Annotated in this window: 12 protein-coding genes and 2 tRNA genes; 4 read left to right on the plus strand and 10 right to left on the minus strand. The window is 38.7% G+C overall.

Features of this window, described 5'->3' with window-relative positions:
• Window positions 1–22: 22 nt before the first annotated feature.
• A complete protein-coding gene (locus tag BV214_RS09680) occupies window positions 23–1,285 on the plus strand; it encodes a tetratricopeptide repeat protein (RefSeq protein WP_086477295.1) in 1,263 nt (420 codons plus the stop codon).
• 67 nt (window positions 1,286–1,352) lie between these two features.
• Here the strand turns inward: BV214_RS09680 and BV214_RS09685 are convergent, their stop codons facing one another.
• Both BV214_RS09685 and BV214_RS09690 read right to left on the minus strand, forming a co-directional pair.
• Window positions 1,353–2,105: a C40 family peptidase gene (locus BV214_RS09685; protein WP_086477296.1), complete on the minus strand. Its 753-nt coding sequence runs from the start codon at window positions 2,103–2,105 to the stop codon at window positions 1,353–1,355.
• A gap of 22 nt (window positions 2,106–2,127) precedes the next feature.
• Window positions 2,128–3,303 (minus strand): acetyl-CoA C-acyltransferase, encoded by a 1,176-nt coding sequence (locus tag BV214_RS09690; RefSeq protein ID WP_086477297.1) that lies wholly within the window; start codon window positions 3,301–3,303, stop codon window positions 2,128–2,130.
• 328 nt (window positions 3,304–3,631) lie between these two features.
• Between BV214_RS09690 and BV214_RS09695 the strand changes: the two genes are divergently transcribed.
• The 3 genes from BV214_RS09695 (at window position 3,632) to BV214_RS09705 (ending at window position 5,977) form a co-directional block, all read left to right on the plus strand.
• Window positions 3,632–5,692, plus strand: a complete 2,061-nt coding sequence (locus tag BV214_RS09695) for an HD family phosphohydrolase (protein WP_086477298.1) — start codon at window positions 3,632–3,634, stop codon at window positions 5,690–5,692.
• Between the two features lie 95 nt (window positions 5,693–5,787).
• Window positions 5,788–5,871: transfer RNA gene (locus BV214_RS09700), tRNA-Ser, on the plus strand.
• Between the two features lie 31 nt (window positions 5,872–5,902).
• Window positions 5,903–5,977: transfer RNA gene (locus BV214_RS09705), tRNA-Pro, on the plus strand.
• A gap of 216 nt (window positions 5,978–6,193) precedes the next feature.
• Here the strand turns inward: BV214_RS09705 and BV214_RS09710 are convergent.
• From BV214_RS09710 to BV214_RS16785, 8 genes are all read right to left on the minus strand, one after another.
• Window positions 6,194–9,328 carry an efflux RND transporter permease subunit gene (locus BV214_RS09710; RefSeq protein WP_086477299.1) on the minus strand — a complete coding sequence of 1,045 codons (3,135 nt, stop codon included), beginning with the start codon at window positions 9,326–9,328 and terminating at the stop codon, window positions 6,194–6,196.
• A 33-nt stretch (window positions 9,329–9,361) separates the two neighbouring features.
• Window positions 9,362–10,876 carry a TolC family protein gene (locus tag BV214_RS09715; protein WP_086477300.1) on the minus strand — a complete coding sequence of 505 codons (1,515 nt, stop codon included), beginning with the start codon at window positions 10,874–10,876 and terminating at the stop codon, window positions 9,362–9,364.
• A complete protein-coding gene (locus tag BV214_RS09720; protein ID WP_086477301.1) occupies window positions 10,863–13,946 on the minus strand; it encodes an efflux RND transporter permease subunit in 3,084 nt (1,027 codons plus the stop codon). The genes BV214_RS09715 and BV214_RS09720 overlap by 14 nt, the downstream gene beginning before the upstream one ends.
• Window positions 13,947–13,981: 35 nt before the next feature.
• Entirely contained in the window at window positions 13,982–15,103 is a 1,122-nt protein-coding gene (locus BV214_RS09725) for an efflux RND transporter periplasmic adaptor subunit (protein WP_086477302.1), read from the minus strand.
• Window positions 15,104–15,141: 38 nt separating this feature from the next.
• On the minus strand, window positions 15,142–16,299 hold the full coding sequence (gene lepB, locus BV214_RS09730) for a signal peptidase I (RefSeq protein WP_086477303.1): 1,158 nt from the start codon (window positions 16,297–16,299) through the stop codon (window positions 15,142–15,144).
• Between the two features lie 149 nt (window positions 16,300–16,448).
• The gene (locus BV214_RS09735; RefSeq protein ID WP_086477304.1) at window positions 16,449–17,090 is read right to left on the minus strand and encodes a hypothetical protein; all 642 of its coding nucleotides are present in this window, start codon (window positions 17,088–17,090) and stop codon (window positions 16,449–16,451) included.
• Between the two features lie 11 nt (window positions 17,091–17,101).
• A complete protein-coding gene (locus BV214_RS09740) occupies window positions 17,102–18,247 on the minus strand; it encodes a 6-bladed beta-propeller (RefSeq protein WP_223883312.1) in 1,146 nt (381 codons plus the stop codon).
• Between the two features lie 206 nt (window positions 18,248–18,453).
• A partial coding sequence (locus BV214_RS16785) for a hypothetical protein (protein ID WP_176328490.1) occupies window positions 18,454–18,798 on the minus strand: 345 nt, incomplete at its 5' end.

Consider the following 18,798-nt stretch of genomic DNA (forward strand, 5'->3'; position numbering starts at 1 on the left):
CTAATTTAAATATACAGTTGAAATGAAAAAAAATATCATAATACTTTCCGCCATGTTTTGCGGAGTAGTGGGATTCGCGCAAAAAAGCGAAATTAGGTCCGCAGACCGATCGCTAAGATCTGGAAATGCCTCTGCGGCGATAGCCTCATTGGAAAGTGCATCCTCTTTAATTGATGCGGCAGACGAAAGAATGCAAGCCCAGTATTATTTCTTAAAAGGAAAGGCGCATGCAGAATTAGCTAAAAAAGGAGAAGTAGACGCTTTTGACAAAGCCATCTCCTCCCTAAAAAAGGTTTCCAAAATAGAAGAAGCTAGTGGGAGGTCTAAATATAGCGCAGAAGCAAAAGAAATCCTTTCTTCTATGACCGTAGATTTAGTCAACTTGGCCGTAGAGGACAATAACAACAAGCGTTTTAAGGAAGGTGCTGAAAAACTTTATTTGGGGTACCAATTAAGTCCTAAGGATACAATCTACCTTTATTATGCCGCTAGTAGTGCTGTTAATGGTGGGCATTTTGAGCAGGCGCTTTCCTATTATGAGGAGTTGAAAGACCTTAATTACGACGGAAGTGGAATTGTTTATAAGGCTACCAATGTAGAAACCGGAGAGGTAGAGGAAATGGATAAGACTCAAAGAGAGCTAATGGTTAAATCCGGAGCTTATAAAGATCCAATTGAAGAAAAAATTCCTTCTAAAACAACCGAGATTGTTAAAAATGTGGCCTTGATCTATACTCAATTAGGTAAGGATGATAAAGCATTGCAGGCCTACAAGGATGCAAGAGCAAAAGATCCTAAGGATGTAAACCTAATTTTGAATGAGGCCAATCTATATTACAAAATGGGGGACAAGGAAAAGTTTAAAGCTTTAATGGCAGAAGCTACTGAAGTTGCCCCAGATAATCCCGATCTTTTCTATAATATAGGGGTGATTAATATGGAGCAAGGAAATATTGAAGAAGCAAGAGCAGCCTATAGAAGAGCTATTGAAATAAACCCTGGATATGTAAATGCTCAATTAAATCTTTCCACTACTTATGTAAATGAGGGGAATGGATTGATTGATGAGATGAACTCTTTGGGTAACTCTAAAAAGGACATTGCTAGATACGATGAGCTAAAGGAGCAAAAAGATAGTTTGTTCCGTGATGGTGCCACTATTTTGGAGGATGCCGTTAGGGAAAATCCAGACAATCAGGCAATATTAACCCAGCTTAAGAATATTTATGGAGCCTTGGGTGATAATGAGAACTTTATGCGTGTTAAAAAGTTATTGGGAGAGTAATTACCGCCAATAGAAACCGTAAAAAGGAAAAGGGCCGTCAAGTTTAATTGACGGCCCTTTTTTATGCTTAAATAATCTTTTTGATGACTCGTAGGCTATGGGTGTAGGTATTGGTGTCCGTGCTAAAAATACCCGTATGGTCTAACCGGTCTAGCCTTACCTTTCCATACGAGTGGATGATGTAGTTGTTGTCCATGATTATTCCCACATGATCTATGACTCCTTCTTGGTTGTCGAAAAATGCCAAATCTCCAGGTTCGCTCTCCTCAATAAAACTTAGTGCCTCCCCTTGAGTAGACTGCTGTTGCGCTCCCCTTAGTAGGCGGTATCCATTTATTTTATACACCATTTGGGAAAGTCCCGCGCTGTCAATACCAAAGGCACTTTTGCCTCCCCAAAGGAAGGGAGCGTTAAGGTAGAGCAAGGCGGTTTCTACCAGTTGTGCCTTATTTAATGATCCATTGGAATAGTGGCCATCAAAATAATGGTTTAAAACACTACTAGGAGGAATGGAAGAACCTAGGACAATGGGTAGTAAAACACTATTGTTGGTTTCAATAAAGGAAACAAGTTCCGTGGATATCTTAGTGGATTTAGAATTATCCAAATCTAAATACTGGACTTCATCGATAAAAGTAAATTGTTGATTGCTGATCCATCCTTCACACTGATCGTACGCTATTCGGATTCTGCTCCATTTTTTTCGTTGTTCTAAGACTTTAAAATGTTCTCCGTACAACAATTGGGTTATCATTTCTCCTGTGTCGTCGGGTATGGAACGTACCGGGACAAGGCTTAGGTGGCAAATACCGTACTGCATGGGCTTGCTTTACAAGAGCTAATTAATTTCTTTCTATGATTATTGCGGATGCACCGCCGCCACCATTACAAATGGCCGCTGCTCCTATTTTTCCATTGTTTTGTTTTAGCACGCTAAGGAGGGTGATGATGATACGGGCGCCAGAGCAGCCTAGGGGATGCCCCAAGGATACGGCACCACCGTTTACGTTCACCTTGTCGTCCGTTAGTCCTAAAATTTTCATATTGGCGAGGCCTACTACCGAAAATGCTTCATTAAACTCAAAGTAATCCACATCATCCAAGCTTATACCTGCTTTTGATAATGCATTAGGTAGCGCTTTTGCCGGTGCGGTGGTGAACCATTTAGGTTCTTGGGCAGCATCTGCATAGGCTTTAATAGTGGCTAGTGGCTTTAAATTTAGTTCTTTAGCCTTATCTGCACTCATTAATACCAAGGCGGCAGCACCGTCGTTGATTGTAGAGGCGTTGGCGGCAGTAACGGTACCATCTTGGGAGAAGGCAGGACGTAAGGTAGGAATCTTTTCCATTTTTACATTCTTGAATTCCTCATCCTCGGTCACCAAAACGGGTTCGCCCCTTCTTTGGGAAACCGAAACGGGAACCACCTCGTCATCAAATTTTCCTTTTTCCCACGCTTCCGAAGATCTTTGGTAAGATTGTATGGCAAAGTTATCTTGGTCTTCCCTACTAAACTCATACTCGGTAGCGCAGGCGTCTGCACAGGTACCCATTGCCTGTTGGTCATAGGCATCTACCAGTCCATCTTTCTGCATTCCGTCTACCAAGCTGGCTGGACCAAATTTTTGGCCGCTTCTCAAATGAATATAATGTGGAATCAAGCTCATGTTTTCCATGCCCCCTGCTACCATAATGTCGTTGTCTCCCAACGCTATAGATTGGGCGGCCTGCATAACCGCTTTCATTCCAGACGCGCAAACCTTGTTTACCGTAGTACAAGGAACGGTATCTGGAATACCCGCTAAAAGTGCTGCTTGTCTGGCTGGAGCCTGCCCTACACCTGCCTGTACCACATTACCCATAAGTACTTCCTGTACTTTTGCAGGGTCTAAATTTATTTTTTCTAAGGCACCTTTAATGGCAATGGCCCCCAGGTTTTGGGCTGGTATGGTAGACAATGATCCCATAAAGCTTCCAATTGGGGTCCTGGCAACAGAAACAATTACAACATCTTTCATTTGAGTTCAGTTTTTGGTTCTTTGCGAAATTAATAAAATAATGCGCAATGAGATGGCCAACTTGCCAATAATCCGAATTTTTACTCACTTCGGAGTTTTAAAACCCCGAAGCCTAACGCCTTGTAATATCAGTAGTATTTTTCCAATGCCTTGTAGGCATGTCCTTAGAGTGGTGTCAATTACACTTGTGTTTGTTTTGGGGAACTAAATCGTCAATGAATTTTTCCTATGAAAATTAATGAGTTAAGTGGCTGCTTAGGGAGAGTTATTAGAGGAATTCCTAGTTTTAACTTAATATTCTCTATTTTTGACAATATACACTTTAAGTATGCGTAAGTTTTTAGACCGCCTTTATAAAAACCAATCTTTGGTTTATAAGTACTTTCTTTATTTTCTCGCTGTTTTTGTGATTGTATTCTTATTTCCTCGTGGGGGTAAGTTTAAATACGAATTTCAAAAGGGGAAACCATGGCAGTACGATAATTTCTATGCTCCCTTCGATTTTTCCATTAAAAAAAGCGAAGCGGAAATCAATAGCGAAAAAGAAAAGATCAGGGCTACTAGTGTTGATTATTACAACTATGATGCAGAAATAGTTAAAGAGGTAGATAGTGTTATACAAGCCGAGATTGTTCAGGTCTTTGATGATACGAGTTATTCTAATTTAGATCGAGCCCATTTCCAGCAAGTAGCAAGGGAAATACTGGCGGAACTCTATACTAATGGAATTCTTTCCAAGGTAGGGCGTCCAGGGAATAAGAGCAGTTTGTATCTAGTAAAGAACAATGAGGCTAAAAAGCTTCAGTTTAAAAGCGTTTACACCCTGTCTGACGTAGGTAGGGTAGTGGAGAACATCTTGGTAAACCAACAGCTGTCAGAGTTTGAACCTGCCTTTCAGCAGCTATTCTTCAATTCAGTAAAACCCAATCTAAGCTTTAATGAGGACCTTTCTAAAAAAGAGTTAGAGACAGAGTTTTCTAAGATTTCCTATACGCTGGGGAATGTGGACGAGGGGAAACTCATCATAGCCAAAGGGGAAGTGGTAGAAGAGGAAGACTTGCGGGTATTAGAGTCCTTAAAGAACGAATATGAATCTAAACTCTGGGGACAGAATAATCAGTACTTTGTAGTGATTGGATATGCTGTTCTGGTGGCAATGGTGCTTACCATGCTCTTTTTGTTTCTGAAGAAATACCGACGGGAGGTTTTTCTAGACAATACCAAGATTACTTTTATAGTGGTAAACATCCTTTTAATGGTTTTTGCGACTACGGTTATTGTGAAATACAATGAAGGGCTTGTTTTTGTAGTGCCCCTTTGTATTTTGCCGTTAATATTAAAAACCTTTTTCGATGCCAGATTAGGACTATTTGTGCATGTGCTTACCGTTTTAATATTGGGGTTTGTGGTGCCCAATAGTTTTGAATATATCTTTCTCCAGACTTTAGCAGGGATAGTGACCATATTATCCGTGTCTGAATTGTACAAAAGAGCCAATTTATTTATTTCGGTAGGACAGATTACCTTGGTTTACATTATAGGATATTTTGCCTTTCATATGATTCATGAAGGGAATTTGGATAACATACAATGGATCGTCTTTGGATTCTTTCTATTAAATGGAATGATTACCCTGTTTGTACAGCCCTTGATCTACATCTTCGAAAAAATATTCGGTTTGGTGTCGGATGTGTCCTTACTAGAGTTGTCGGATACCAATTCAAAATTACTAAAGGAGTTGTCGGACAGGGCGCCAGGTACTTTTCATCATTCCTTGCAGGTAGCTAATTTAGCGGAAGCGGCGGCCAATGAGATTGGGGCCAATGCCATGTTGGTGCGTGTTGGTGCCTTATACCACGATATCGGGAAGATGAATAATCCCACCTATTTTACGGAGAACCAAACTACCAATGTTAATCCGCACGACGATCTAGACCCTGTGGAGTCTGCCAGGATTATTATAGACCATGTTATACAGGGGATAGAGATTGCGCGTAAAAATAACGTTCCGGATAGGGTGATCGATTTCCTAAGGACGCATCACGGTACCTCTTTGGTGTATTATTTTTACCGTAAACAGGAAAAGCTGCATAAGGAAACCGGGGAAGCCTTGGATATTGAGGAATTTAGGTATCCAGGACCGCCTCCTTTTTCTAGGGAAACGGCAATTCTGATGATGGCCGACTCTGTGGAGGCAGCTTCCAAGAGTTTAAAGGACCCTACTTTCTCGGGAATTCACAATTTTGTGGAGAAAATAGTGGACGGACAGATTTCGGAGAATCAATTTTTAAATGCAAATATTACGTTTAAAGAGATAGAAACTATCAAGAAAGTGCTGAAACAGAAGCTGATAAACATTTATCATTTGAGGGTGGAATATCCCGAATAAATAATTAATAAAAAAAGTTGTCGAAATAGTTGGTTAATCCTAAATGAACTACTACATTTGCAACCGCATTTCGATGCACGATCTTGAAGATTATTGGAGAGGTGCCGGAGTGGTAACGGAGCAGATTGCTAATCTGTCGACGGGTAACTGTCGCCAGGGTTCGAGTCCCTGTCTCTCCGCTTTTTGAGAAGTCAAAATGGGAAACCATTTCGGGGTGTAGCGTAGCCCGGTTATCGCGCCTGCTTTGGGAGCAGGAGGTCGCAGGTTCGAATCCTGCCACCCCGACCTGAAAATCAGAGGTTTACAAGTTAATTTTTGTAAGCCTCTTTTTATTTGCACTCAATTTTCACTCAAAAATTGTCCTTTTTTGGTTCTATTTGGTGGTATAACAAAAAAAATGAGATGATTTTTCAACTTCTTAGATTAGATAATAAAATAATCTTATGTAAGATCCCTAGAAACACGCCAAAATCTTCATACACCGTTTAGGAAAGTATATGGTTATTTTTTAGCAATAAGTAGGGGTAAGTAAAAGTATATCCCGATCAAAGAAAAAAGTAGCCCTCCAATAGATCCCACGGCGAAAGAAAACCAAAATGCTTCGTTTTGCCCATGCCATACAAAAGGAACCAATCCGACGATAGTTGAAACGATGGTCAAAATCACTGGGATAATTTTATAGTTAAAGGCTTTATAGTATAGTGACCGGATATTCCGCTGTGGATATTGTTTTCTTAAATTATTAAAATCGTTTACAATAAATAAGGCGGAATTGACACTAATACCACTTAGCAAAATAAAGGAGGCGTATCCGCCTTGGTCAAAATTAAATCCGAACCAAAAAAACGTCAGGAACACGCCTATAAAGGAAAGGGGTATCATACTAATAATGGTCAAAGGCTGTGTTAAGGACTCCAATAGGATAGTGCAGATAAAGAAAATTATAAAGATTACTACAAAAAGGTAATAGTACTGTTTAGAATTGCTCTTATTCCAACCGCCATGGGACTGCTCTAAAACACGGTAGCCAATTGGGAGCTTCTCCTTTAATTGCGCTACGTTATCCTCCCTGATTTTATTAGCTAGAGGATAGGTTCCCAAAAAGTCATAAGCCACCGTTAAGCGGTATTGCTGGTTGTTTTTATTGATAATATTCCCCGTTTTTTGTTTTTCAATAGTAGCTAACTGCTGTAGCTTATATTGTTTGCCGCGAAGTGGAATTGGTGTATACTTTAAATCCCATACGTTGAATTTCTGATAAGTATCCGACACCAAATTCACTTGTTGCAGCTCATTATCATTTATTATGTGGGCAATATTACTGGAAAGAACCTGATTTTTTAAATACCCGTACAATTGATTTTGTGAGACATTCGCCATAGCCAATTGTTCCTGGTCAAAATCTAAGTAATATTCTTCTAGGCTATTGCTGTTCCAGCCTCCACTTGTTATTTCTACTTCTTTTACCCGGCCAGAAGAGTTTTCTTCCAATTGTTCTTTTAATAAAGTGGCGTAGCGGTAAAGGTCATCGTAGTTATAGCCTTCCAATTCTATCCTATGGGATTTATTCCCAGTCCCTAAAGCATTGGAAAATCCTCGACCCACCCCTGTTACGCTCCAATCCAAACCTCCCAAGCTGATCGCCTTGGATTCCAACAATGTTTTTAGGTGGTATGGAAATGAGCCAAATTCATGCTCTTCCTTAAAATAAATAGAAATATTGGAGCTCTTGGGACCGTTGATCTGGGTTTTATATAATGAAATCTCATCAAATTGCCCGATATAATTTTCCATTTTCAACACTACATCGTTCAATTGCTCAATGGTACAGCCATCGGGCATCCTACCGCTTACCCTAAGGGTAGTGCGCTCTGGTTCTGAATAATAAGAACTTTCAAAGACATCTTCGGTAAATAAGCGCAAAGTACCTCCAAGAACCTTGTCCAAGGTAGGACGTAGGTTAGTAGTGTACCACTCGGCCCCTAAAGTCAAATTATATAATGAGGCCCATTTTCCATTCCCGTTTAGTTGTTGTGGCAACATATATAAAGGAAGGCCAAAACCAAGAACGAACAACATTATAAACGCCCATTTGAACCTAGGTTTCCCCATCCAATGTATAGTATTGGTATACCTTCTTGTGAATTTATTGATCCGGCGTTTTCTCTTAATGGAAAATCGGCTTCGCTTTTTTTCTAGCCTCATCTTATCCATTAAAGCCGGTACGTAGAACAAGGAAACTAATAAGGAAACCCCAATATTAATAGCAATGACCAAGGCAAAATCCCACAGGTTCAAACGTTGGTTTTCCTCCAAGAAAAATATAATCATCAGTGCTCCAACGGTAGTCAAAGTTGCCGCTAATATTGCTAAAAAGGCCTTCCTATTGCCTTTATTGCGCAAGTGGTCGATCATTATTATACTATTATCTATGATGATCCCAAACGAAATGGTAATTCCGGCAAAGGAGTATAATTGCAATTGTACGTCTAGGGCATAGTAAAAAATAACAGCAATGAGAAGGTTGGTGACAATACTTAAAAATAATACCGTTAAATATTTAAAACTTTTGTTGATCAAGACAATGAGGACCAATAAAATTAAAAAAGAATACAAGGTTCTTTTCTGTATTTTCCGTAACTCATCTACAATAAATTCAGTGGTGTCATGAGTCAACTTTATAGAATATCCGGGGGGTTGTTCTTGGTTTAGCCCATTGACCGCCATTCTAACAGTTTTTGCCAAATCAATGTTATTTGCGCCCTTTTCTGCATACACTAGCATATTCACGGTATTAAGCCCATTCACACGATAGTAAGAGCTGACCCTTCCTTCATTAAATTTGACGGTGGCAACATTTTTTAAATAAATGATCCTATGGTTTATTTTTTTGATAGGGATGTTGTTCCAATCGATGGCATCCTCTAATGTATGCGATAGTACTACGGCTATTTGTTGGTCAGTATCATTATTTTCAGAACGGATCGTTGTATTTCCCAGCGCTCTTTGTTGTAGATAAGTTCTAATGGCATTTTGGATTTCCCCAGCCGAAACATCTAACTGTAGTAATTTTTTGGTGTCATATTCTATGACCCACTCAAAAGGTGTGGCTCCATGTACATCCACATTATTTACGCCTTTTATGGCCGTTAATGTAGGAAGGATGGTATTTTCCGTGTATTTCTTAATATAATGGGGGCTTTCATTGGCATTGACACTATAGGTTAAAATAGGAGCGCTATTTTCATTGGCGGTACTTCTGGATAAGGAGGGGTAGCTGACCCCCTGGGGGAGTTCTGAATGGCTTTGTCGGATGAGATTGGCAATCTCAAAACGAACGGCGTCCATGTCAACCCCTTTTTTGAAATTCATAGAAATTGAACCACTCCCTTTTCGCGAGGTCGAACTAATGTTTTCTATACCACTAACGGTATTGAAGTGTCCTTCTAGCCTTGAGGTTACTTCCTGCTCCATTACTTTTGCCGAAGCCTCTTGCCAAGAAACGAATACCCCTAACGAATTGTTGGGGCGTGTTGGAGTAAGCTGTACACTTAACAAAGGAATCAGGCTTGCCCCAATAATAGAAAGACAGATGAATATAGTGAGGACCGTAAAGGAAGAAGGTTTCTGATTCATTAATTTAACGCTTTGGCTTTATTCTATTTATTTTCAATCATTAAGAACGTTATCAAAATCCTGCCAAAGGGGGCGGTCATTTAAAAAGTCGTACAGCGTCAGTTCTTGCACCTTGTAATATAGTCTCCAGTAATTTAAAAGACTTTGTATATATTGTTCGGTTGCTGACTGCCAGGCTTTTCTGGCACTGGTCAGGTTCAGCAGCCCTACGCGTCCCGATAAAAAACGTTTTTCCGTAATGGTATAGGATTCCCTTGCAATTTCACTGGTTCTCAAGGCCCCTGTTACCAAATCTTTCTGTAGGTTAAAATCGATCACCTTCTGGGCAATTTCCTGCTGTAGCCTATCGGCATCCTGTTGCAATTCAATGTCGGCGATATCCTTGTTCATACGTGCCGTTTTGATATTGCCTCGGCGTTCGCCCCAATCCAAAATAGGAATACTAAAATTCACGGACACCATTTGCTGGTCCAAAAGATTGCCATAGGCATCCCTTAAGCTATTGGCCTGTTGATTTAAACCGTAACTGGCCGATACAGACAGATCGAAACGGTTATCCTTTACTGCCTTATCCAGATTCCGCAAGGCTTCAATCTTTCTAAGCCTTAGATCCAGAATATCCGGATTATTAGCCTTTGCCAATGCCATCGCTTTATCAATATTAATTTGAAGGTCGGAAATAATCTCGGGTAATTCCGGAAGGGCATCCGTGGGCATTGCTTCCCTTAAGTACAATCGCAGGTCGGCCTCGGCCTTTTGAAGGTTCTGAAGATTTTGGGTTAGGTTCGTATTGGCATTGTACACATCCATCTCCAGATTTAGAAGATCGTCCCGTTCTATAGAGCCCAGATCATAGCGTTTTTCCCCTATCCCAAAAAGTTTTTTAGCCGAGTCTTTATTCTCCTGGGCTATCGTCACTTTTTTATGGGCCATTGCCCAATGAAAAAAAAGATCAATCGTCCTAAGATTTATGGTCTGCTGCTCGTATATAAACTCCTGTTTGGCTTTTTGATATTTGAGAGGCTCGGTCTGTTTCTCCCATTTAAAACGGTTAAAGGCCATTATGGGTTGAACCATTCCAATTCGTATCGGAGTGGCACTATAATTTTCTATGGAAGTATTTCCCGAATTTACAATCCGGTCGAAGCTCGAATTTATAAACAAGTTCGTTCCGGTAGCCCTGATGTTTTGGGTCATTGAAATATTGGCGAAGGAACTTAAATTTTGTTGCTGACGAAAAACATCGATATTCTGTTCGGAATCATATCGTTGTACCAAGGCCCGGTTGAACGTAAACGGTCTAGTGTGAAAATCTATTTTTGGCAATAGGCTGGATCTGAACGATTTGAACTGCCAATAATTTACGCCGTATTTACGCTTTGACTTATAGGCATCTAGGGAGTTGTCCCGTGCCAATTCCAACACATTCTGAAGAGATACTTTTTCTTCCAAAGGTATTGGAGCACCTATATTTTGTGCAATTCCATGGTGCAGGCTCAACAGAAAGCACCCAAGTAGCAGTAATTGCAATAATTTATTTTTTAACATTGACTTTTAATTTTGCTAGATAATAGTAACATAAGGGAATAAAATACAGGCTTATTATGGTTCCGAGCAACATGCCACCAATCAGGGAAATCGCCAGTGGAGCCTGTAACTCTGCCCCCAAACCACTCGAAAATAATAAAGGCACCAAGGCTAATATAGTAGTCAAACTCGTCATTAAAATCGGCTTTAAACGTCTTTGGCCGGCAACCAACAAGGCTTTCATTAAAGGATACCCTTGACGGCGCAACTGTATGATGGTATCTACTTTTAAAATAGAATCGTTTATAATGATCCCGCTCATCACCACGATACCGATCATGGACATCAAATTTATGCTCATCCCTGTTAGCTTTAAGAATAGGAAGGCCCCGGCAAGATCTATTGGCACTTCAAATAAGATAATTAAAGGCAGGGTAAAGGATTCAAATTGAGAGGCCAGAATAAAATAAAGCAACAATAATGAGATCAGTAAAACTATAATGAGTTCGTTCATTAATGCCTGCTGGGTAAAATAACTCCCGGAAAAACTCACCTCGTACCAAGGATTTTTATGGATCAAGCTTTTTATCTCGGACATTACCTTGTGTAGCTGCCCGTCATTTACTTGTAGGTCCATGGGATAGTATTCCCCTTCGGTGCCCCCATATATGGTTTTCAAGTCGCTAGCCGATACCACCTTTACAAAGTCCTTTATTTGAAACTCGGTTTGGTCTTCGGACATCACGGTGGTTTCTTCTAAGATGTTGTGCATTTGTTTGGTTTCACCGCCCAAGATTACGGGAACAAAGTTTTGATTATTTACTATTGAGAGTATTTCGCGTTCGTTAAAGGCACTTTTTAAAGTTGAGTATAAGGTATTGGCATTCACCCCATAGGTCATGAGTTTCTCTTGATCGGCTACTAGGGTCATATAGTCTTGCCATACGATGGGTTTTAATTCTATATCTCCTAAAATTTCCGTCGTCTGCTGCCATATGGTTTGAAGGGCCTTATTTTGGCTACTGCCCAGGTTTTCTACATGCCGTAGTCGGGCCGTTAATGGGGCTTCATCCTCAGAAAATATCAGGTTAAAGATATTGTCCACTTCAGAATAGGCATACATCGCCTCAGGGTATGATCTTGTAATCTCTGTCTGCAATGTTTTTTTGATATAGGCCAGATCTTCCTGGGTTTTTGATTGTAGGTAAAGCGTGGTTTCCGAAGTTCTGGCCTCCGTGTTTTTGTCTAGTATAAATTGTTGGTTGCCTACCAAAGCGGTCTGGTTGACCAAATCTTTTTTTACCCCTTCCAACAGGATTAACACCCTGCGCTTATTTTCCTCCACATGGATCTGTTCGTTCCAATCAATTTTTAAAAGGGTTTCTGTTTTTGTAAACGCTGGTAATTGTGTCTTTGGTAAAAGCGTGTAAAGTATAAAAGTTGAAAGAAGCAATACGGCACATATAACCCAAGAGATTTTTTGCCTTCGCATTACCCATTTAAAACCTTTTTCGTACAGGGCCTCATAGTTTAAGGTATTGGTCTTACTAAGGAAGCGAGTAATACGCCCTTCCTTTTTAGAGTCCTTAATATGGAAGAGGCGGTACAGTACTGGCAATAAGGTTATCGACACCAAGAACGAAACAAACAGGCCTATACTGATGGCCATCGCCTGATCGAAAAACAGGGCTCCGCTGATCCCGCTTAAAAATACCAAGGGTAAAAAAACAGCACAGGTAGTCAGGGCCGAACTTAAAAGAGGCTTGATAACTTCATTAGTGCCCTTTATACAGGCCCGAGAAAGTGAATATCCTCTATCTCTGTATTGGGAGATATTATCGATGACAATAATAGAGTTGTCTATCATTAGTCCTATACCCAATACCAGCCCCGACAGTGAGATGATATTGATGGAAATTTCAAAGAGTTGGAAAAATATCAGGCAAACGATAATGGATGTGGGAATGGTGATGCCTATCAATAAAGGGGATTTTACATCCTTAAGGAACAGAAACATAAGGGCAAAGGCCAGAAGGATTCCCCACAGCAGACTCTGAAAAAGATTATTTATAGCAAAGTCCAGAAGCTTGGTCTGGTCTCTGGTTATGGTGAAATCGATATTAGGATAATCGGATTTAAAATATCCCAATTGCTCGTTCAGAGCGTCTTTTAAGTCGGCCATCCTTGCATCGCTCTGCTTGATAATGGCCATGGTCATGGCTTCTTTGCCATCTGACAGTACCAGTCCAGTTCTTTTTTGAGGATGTTCTATTACCTCCGCTAATTTTTTTAATTGAAAAACTCGGTTGTTTTTATGGATATAGATATCCTTTAATTCTTGAATGTTATTTAGGGTACTACCTAAACGTACATCGTACTGATATTGGCTGTCCTTAATAAGTAGGCTTCCTATTGTTAGATCGTATGACTTAATGGTGCTTTCCAAGGCATCCAGACCAATCCCTAGGGCTGTAAGTTTATTTTGGTCGGGAACAATTAATATTTCCGGGGAGACCAAGCCACTCACATCTACCATGGCAACTTCACTGATCTGTTCAATTCGTTTACGGATCACTTGGTTGGCAAAGCGGTTAAAATCTACGAAATCCTGCGATACGGGGTACAGGTCTCTATTGAAAATTGCTGGAGCCTTTTCCTCTTTTAAGGTCATACTTAAATAAAAGACCGGGATATCGGTTGCACTGGCCTTGATCACCTTGGGCCGTTTCATACTTTTTGGGAAACTACCCATGGCCCTATCTATCTTTTCATTGACCTCAATAAATGAATAGTCTATTTGGGTTCCGTGATTGAACCGTAACCGTATAAGACCTGTTTCATTATTGACCTCGCTGGAAATATCCTTTAAATGACTGAGCTGCATCAAGTTTCTCCGAAGGGGCTTTACCACAGCGTCTTCCAATTGCCTGGCAGACATGTTGTCCGCGGATACTTGCACCGTAATCTCAGGGATATCTACATTGGGCATTAAGGATACCGGGATAAAACCAAAAGCATATATACCTAAGATAAGTATCCCAAAAGCGGTCATTAGGACCGCAATGGGTTTATGAATCAAGAATTTAACCATCTGTTGTTTAATTTATTAGAAACTAGAAATTGATTTTATAATTCCATTGTTTTTAATGGTTTAACAACAACTTCGGTATCATGGGCCAAATTCAAATTTCCGGCCACCACTATGGTGTCCCCTGCTTTTAAAGTTGCGCTACTTTTATCGGGATGGGGAATTACGGCGTATTGTTTACTGTTTTCATTGGTGGTCTGAACATAGGTCCAATAGGTTTTTCCAGATTTTATGGTAAACAATACTTCTTGGTTTTGGCGTAATACCACGGAAGTTTTTGGTACAACAAACTGGTTGGGGATGTCTTTTTGAATAAAAACCTTTACGTTCATACCTTCCAGCAATTGCCCGTCGTTTTTTACTCTGGCCTTTACCAAAACGGTCCCGTCCTTTTCTACTTGGGGATTAATGGTCTCTATTTGTCCCTGATAGGTTTTATCAATGGCAAAAGGTGTTAATTGTACCTGTCCGTTCACCACTATTTCAGAAACTTCAGATTCAATCAGGTAAAATTCTACCTCAAAGATGTTGTCGTTAATTAGGGTCATCACTTCTGTTCCGGCATTGATTTTCTCAAACTGCTTACCTTGTACATTTGCTACTTTGCCACTAAAGGGAGCTATAAGTTGGGTAGCCTTTAAATTAAACTCGGCATTCTCTAAATCGTGTAGGGCATCTTTATAACCAGAACGGATGGCAAGCATTTCATATTCATCAACAGGTATATCCTCTTGGTTAAAGGTTTCGTAACCACGCCCCACCAATTTATCATGAAACTCCAACTCCGCTTTTTTCAGGTTTATCTTCGCTTTGGTATAGGCTTGTTTATAGGTAAAGTCCTTTAGAACAGCTAGCGTTTGCCCTTGTTTAACATTATCCCCGTTCTTAACCAACAAACGATCCAAATTTTCGCTGACGTCGAATCTTAAATTGTTTTTCTGAAAGGCAATTAGCTTCCCATTGCTTACAATTTCCTTACTAAAAACCCCTTCTTTGAGGACCATCGCATCAACCTCGTTCTTTTCGGGGAGGTATTGCTTTTTTTCTATAGTACCTTCTTCGGCTTTAGCCTGTTCTTGTTTACATGAAAATAGGGCTAGGGAAAGAGAGAGTATGACAACTGTTTGTATAGTATAAGAGGGAAAGCATGTTGGGTTCATTTATAGGGTTGTTTAATTTTTAGATCTATTTTTTAAATTTATGAGATTAACCTTAGAAACCTCTTCCATCTAAAACCATCTCCATGTAGTGAATATAATGTTAAAATGGCTTTTCCTACAATGTTCGGTTCTGGTACAAATCCCCAATATCGGGAATCTATTGAATTATGACGGTTATCTCCCAACATAAAATAGTAGTTGTTTTGAAAAGTGTAAGCAGTTATTTTTTCACCATCTAACCAAAATGTTCCTGCTTTGTATTTTATAGGTGCTTTTTCAAATTTCTCCAAAATGGTCCGATACAACTTGTAATTTTCTAGTGTTAATAAGATAGTTTCTCCTTTTTTTGGCACCCATACTGCTCCCCAGTCGTTTGTTGTCCATTTAGGTGATTCCGTATCTGGAAGATCATTGGCAAAGGTCTTAATTGGAAAATTTGCAAGGTGTATAGAGTCTACACCTTTCTCGGTATTTAATTGTTTATACTGTTGCTGGGTTAGTCCCACTTTTAAATACAAAGAGTCTGTGATTGTGTGTTCTTTCAGTTCAAAAGACTTCATAATATTTTCCATGGAGTTTTTATTATTAAACCAAATATGGTAACCGTATTTTACTGTTTCGGGTGTTGCTAGAGCCCGATCATTGATATATATGTTCCCTTTTTTTAAAGCTATATCATCTCCGGGCAACCCCATACAGCGTTTTATATAAAAGGTTTTTGCGTCAGTTGTGTTATTAAACACTACTACATCATTTCGTTTTATTTTGGTATAGCCATTAAAGCGCTTATAATCCCACCAAACAGAATCCATATTGGCTCTAGCTTCCTTATTGATGTAAAACAATAGATTGACCCAAGGGATCTCGAAAGGCGACTTTGGTAGCCTTGGTCCATATTGGAGCTTGCTTACCACTATTTTATCGCCTACCAACAAACTCCCTTCCATAGAGCTACTGGGAATGTTATAAATATCTAGTACAAGAACACGAATTCCTATGGCAAGAACCAAAACACTTATAAGTACAGAAAATGAATATAACCAAGACCTTTTATGAAAGGCTTTAGCTAAACTTAGATTTGAGGTAACTAGAATATATAGACCAGAAACTATGAACACTGATACTGCTAACCAGTAAAGGCTTAATACTGTTAAGAATAAAGTGAATGATAATAAATATATTAGTTTATGCTTCATTTATTAGGAATGATAATTATCTATTATAAAATTATATCTTTCGGATGGTAGTGGTTGTCATTTAAATATTTCACATAAGCCGCAATGGCTATATCATTTCAGATGATCAGAAGCTTAATTTGATAGATCAAATACTAAATTAAAAAGAATTAATTGTCCACACTTAAAAGGTTAATGTAATCATAAAAATCTGCTTGAAATGAAATATTAGGTATAAAGATTGAGTGAACTGTTTTAATCTCGTCAACCACGAAAATATAGGAAGTCTCGTTCTTCATATATTTATCTAAGTTAAGAGGTGTTGTATCGTCAACCCATATAAACTGTTCACCAGGCGCTATTGTGCTTCTTTGCCATTTTTTGAAATCATCATATTCTTCGAAGTCAACAATAATGGCTAAATCATGTTTACTTTTAATTTGATTTAGCAAATCTTGGTTTCTAAAAAGCTGTTCAATACATTTATCACAACCTGCACGGGAGTATCGTATCAAGACCAATTTTTTATTTGAAAAAGGTATGGTTATTTGTTTTTTAGCACCATCTTCCTGTAGTTTATAAAATTTATTATTTTTAATAGAAAAACCATCTGCACTTTGGTGAACACGATTAAGTTCATCTATATACATATTACGCGCCATAAGAGCGTTAATACTGTCATTCAGAAAAAGAGATTCTTTAACGACTTTGTTATATTCTCTAATAATTTGACGACGGCTTACAGTAACTAAAGTTATAAATACAAGTAACAGGAAAAAAGCTAAGAAAATTAAAAATTGATTCTTCTTCATTTGGTTAAATATTATTTCAATGTATACTCAATAATAAAATTTTTGTTTTCGTTGTTTCGCACCATATCATAAAAGGGACTCTTGGAATCATGAACATACTCTTTTAATATAATTCCTGGCAAAAAAGACACAAATCGACCGTTATCATCAACAGTTGAAGGAAAAGGTAAATACATGTGGTAAGATTTTGATTCCTTAAATGTGAAACATTGGACAACTACTTCTTTATTGCTTTTATCATACAAAGTAACAAATCTGTTACCTTTGTCATCCTCTGATTCAAACATGGCATAGTTTTTTGTTTCAAGCCACGAACCAGCAAATTTAAAGTATCCATTAAACAAATTTCTAATTTTTGATCTATCACGATGTTCTTCTACTGCTTTTAAGATTTTAGCGTTGGGATGGAAAATAGAAGTTTCGTAGTCTTGGGGAAATCTCTTAGATCCATAGTCAAGGATATATCGTTTTGAGATGACCCCATCTGATGCAAGATCATATATATTTTGGTCGTAATAACGAAAGAATCGTAATGTATCATTAAATCTGGCAAATGGAGAAAGTGACGAATAAACCAAAGCATACCGTAACTCAGAGTCATATTCCAATGCATGTGCCCCGCCTGGTGCAAATGCTTGGGTGAGCCATGTCAGTTGATAGTTTTGATTATTATATTGGGGATTAGGAATATTATACCCTGCGTAGCCTACATAGGTCCTTGATCTAGGCAAAGGTGATATATTTGCAAACATGTATTTTCTTCCTGTAGATATGGCTTTTTTGAATGAGTAATCCTTGTTATAAGAAATAACCCGTCTAGATGCAAAGTCATAAATCTCTACCTCACCCTCATCATTTATCCATACATCATTTATTTGTGTAATCTCACTAGGGCCACGCCCAATATGTACAAGTTGATTCTTAAAATCTCCTCTGTCATCAAAAATAAAAACATTTCTTGCTACTCTTTTGTCTACTATAATATAGTTGTTATAATGAATGAGAATTTTATCAATACCGCCTATGTACTTTCCCTCTTCTTCATTTAGTGGGATTATATTAATCTCCTTAATTCTATCTGATATATCTATAAACTCAGTGATTCTGTTATCAGGTATTACAATGGTTTCGCTGTTGTGGCTAGGTATTTTATCCATACTTATTTCTTTGGAATTTTTACATCCAATAAAAAGAAGTATAATACAAGTTATAAAATATTTAATCATAATAATTTATTATTCAATGGATTTAAATAGATGTCTGCATACATCATCAACATATCAATAGTAAATTTCATGATTAAATTTGATATTAATAATTTATACAGACATCCAAAATTTATATTTGTATAGATGGAACGTGATTACCATGTTCCACCACCACTACTTGGAGGCATTTTATCTTTACAAGTATACTTGGTTACGCTGCACCATAGTGTATTCATATGTGTACACTCTTCGTTTGGATTGACATTTGTTTTTCCGTTGTAATCACATATAAGACCATCCTGATCCCACTCAAATGAACCTATTTTCATTCTACAAGATACTTCAGTCCTAACCCAACATGACTCTAATTCCCCAGTAGTTCCTCCAGCTTGAGCTAAGGCCCTATCACTTACTAGCCTAAATGGTTCATCTAAGGTTACCTTCACATTGATAACCAGCGCCACTAAAAATAAGCCAGCTGCCGCTAGCTTTGCTAATTT

This window comes from Arenibacter amylolyticus (assembly GCF_002150785.1).
In the GTDB taxonomy this organism is placed as follows: Bacteria; Bacteroidota; Bacteroidia; order Flavobacteriales; family Flavobacteriaceae; genus Arenibacter; species Arenibacter amylolyticus.

What these genes read in the sequence shown, in the direction of transcription:
- BV214_RS09710 (WP_086477299.1), bottom strand. Translation starts at nt 9,328, where the DNA reads ATGAATCAGAAACCTTCTTCCTTTACGGTCCTCACTATATTCATCTGT.
- BV214_RS09685 (WP_086477296.1), bottom strand. Translation starts at nt 2,105, where the DNA reads ATGCAGTACGGTATTTGCCACCTAAGCCTTGTCCCGGTACGTTCCATA.
- BV214_RS09690 (WP_086477297.1), bottom strand. Translation starts at nt 3,303, where the DNA reads ATGAAAGATGTTGTAATTGTTTCTGTTGCCAGGACCCCAATTGGAAGC.
- BV214_RS09720 (WP_086477301.1), bottom strand. Translation starts at nt 13,946, where the DNA reads ATGGTTAAATTCTTGATTCATAAACCCATTGCGGTCCTAATGACCGCT.
- BV214_RS09725 (WP_086477302.1), bottom strand. Translation starts at nt 15,103, where the DNA reads ATGAACCCAACATGCTTTCCCTCTTATACTATACAAACAGTTGTCATA.
- lepB (WP_086477303.1), bottom strand. Translation starts at nt 16,299, where the DNA reads ATGAAGCATAAACTAATATATTTATTATCATTCACTTTATTCTTAACA.
- BV214_RS09695 (WP_086477298.1), top strand. Translation starts at nt 3,632, where the DNA reads ATGCGTAAGTTTTTAGACCGCCTTTATAAAAACCAATCTTTGGTTTAT.
- BV214_RS09680 (WP_086477295.1), top strand. Translation starts at nt 23, where the DNA reads ATGAAAAAAAATATCATAATACTTTCCGCCATGTTTTGCGGAGTAGTG.
- BV214_RS09740 (WP_223883312.1), bottom strand. Translation starts at nt 18,247, where the DNA reads ATGGATAAAATACCTAGCCACAACAGCGAAACCATTGTAATACCTGAT.
- BV214_RS09735 (WP_086477304.1), bottom strand. Translation starts at nt 17,090, where the DNA reads ATGAAGAAGAATCAATTTTTAATTTTCTTAGCTTTTTTCCTGTTACTT.
- BV214_RS09715 (WP_086477300.1), bottom strand. Translation starts at nt 10,876, where the DNA reads ATGTTAAAAAATAAATTATTGCAATTACTGCTACTTGGGTGCTTTCTG.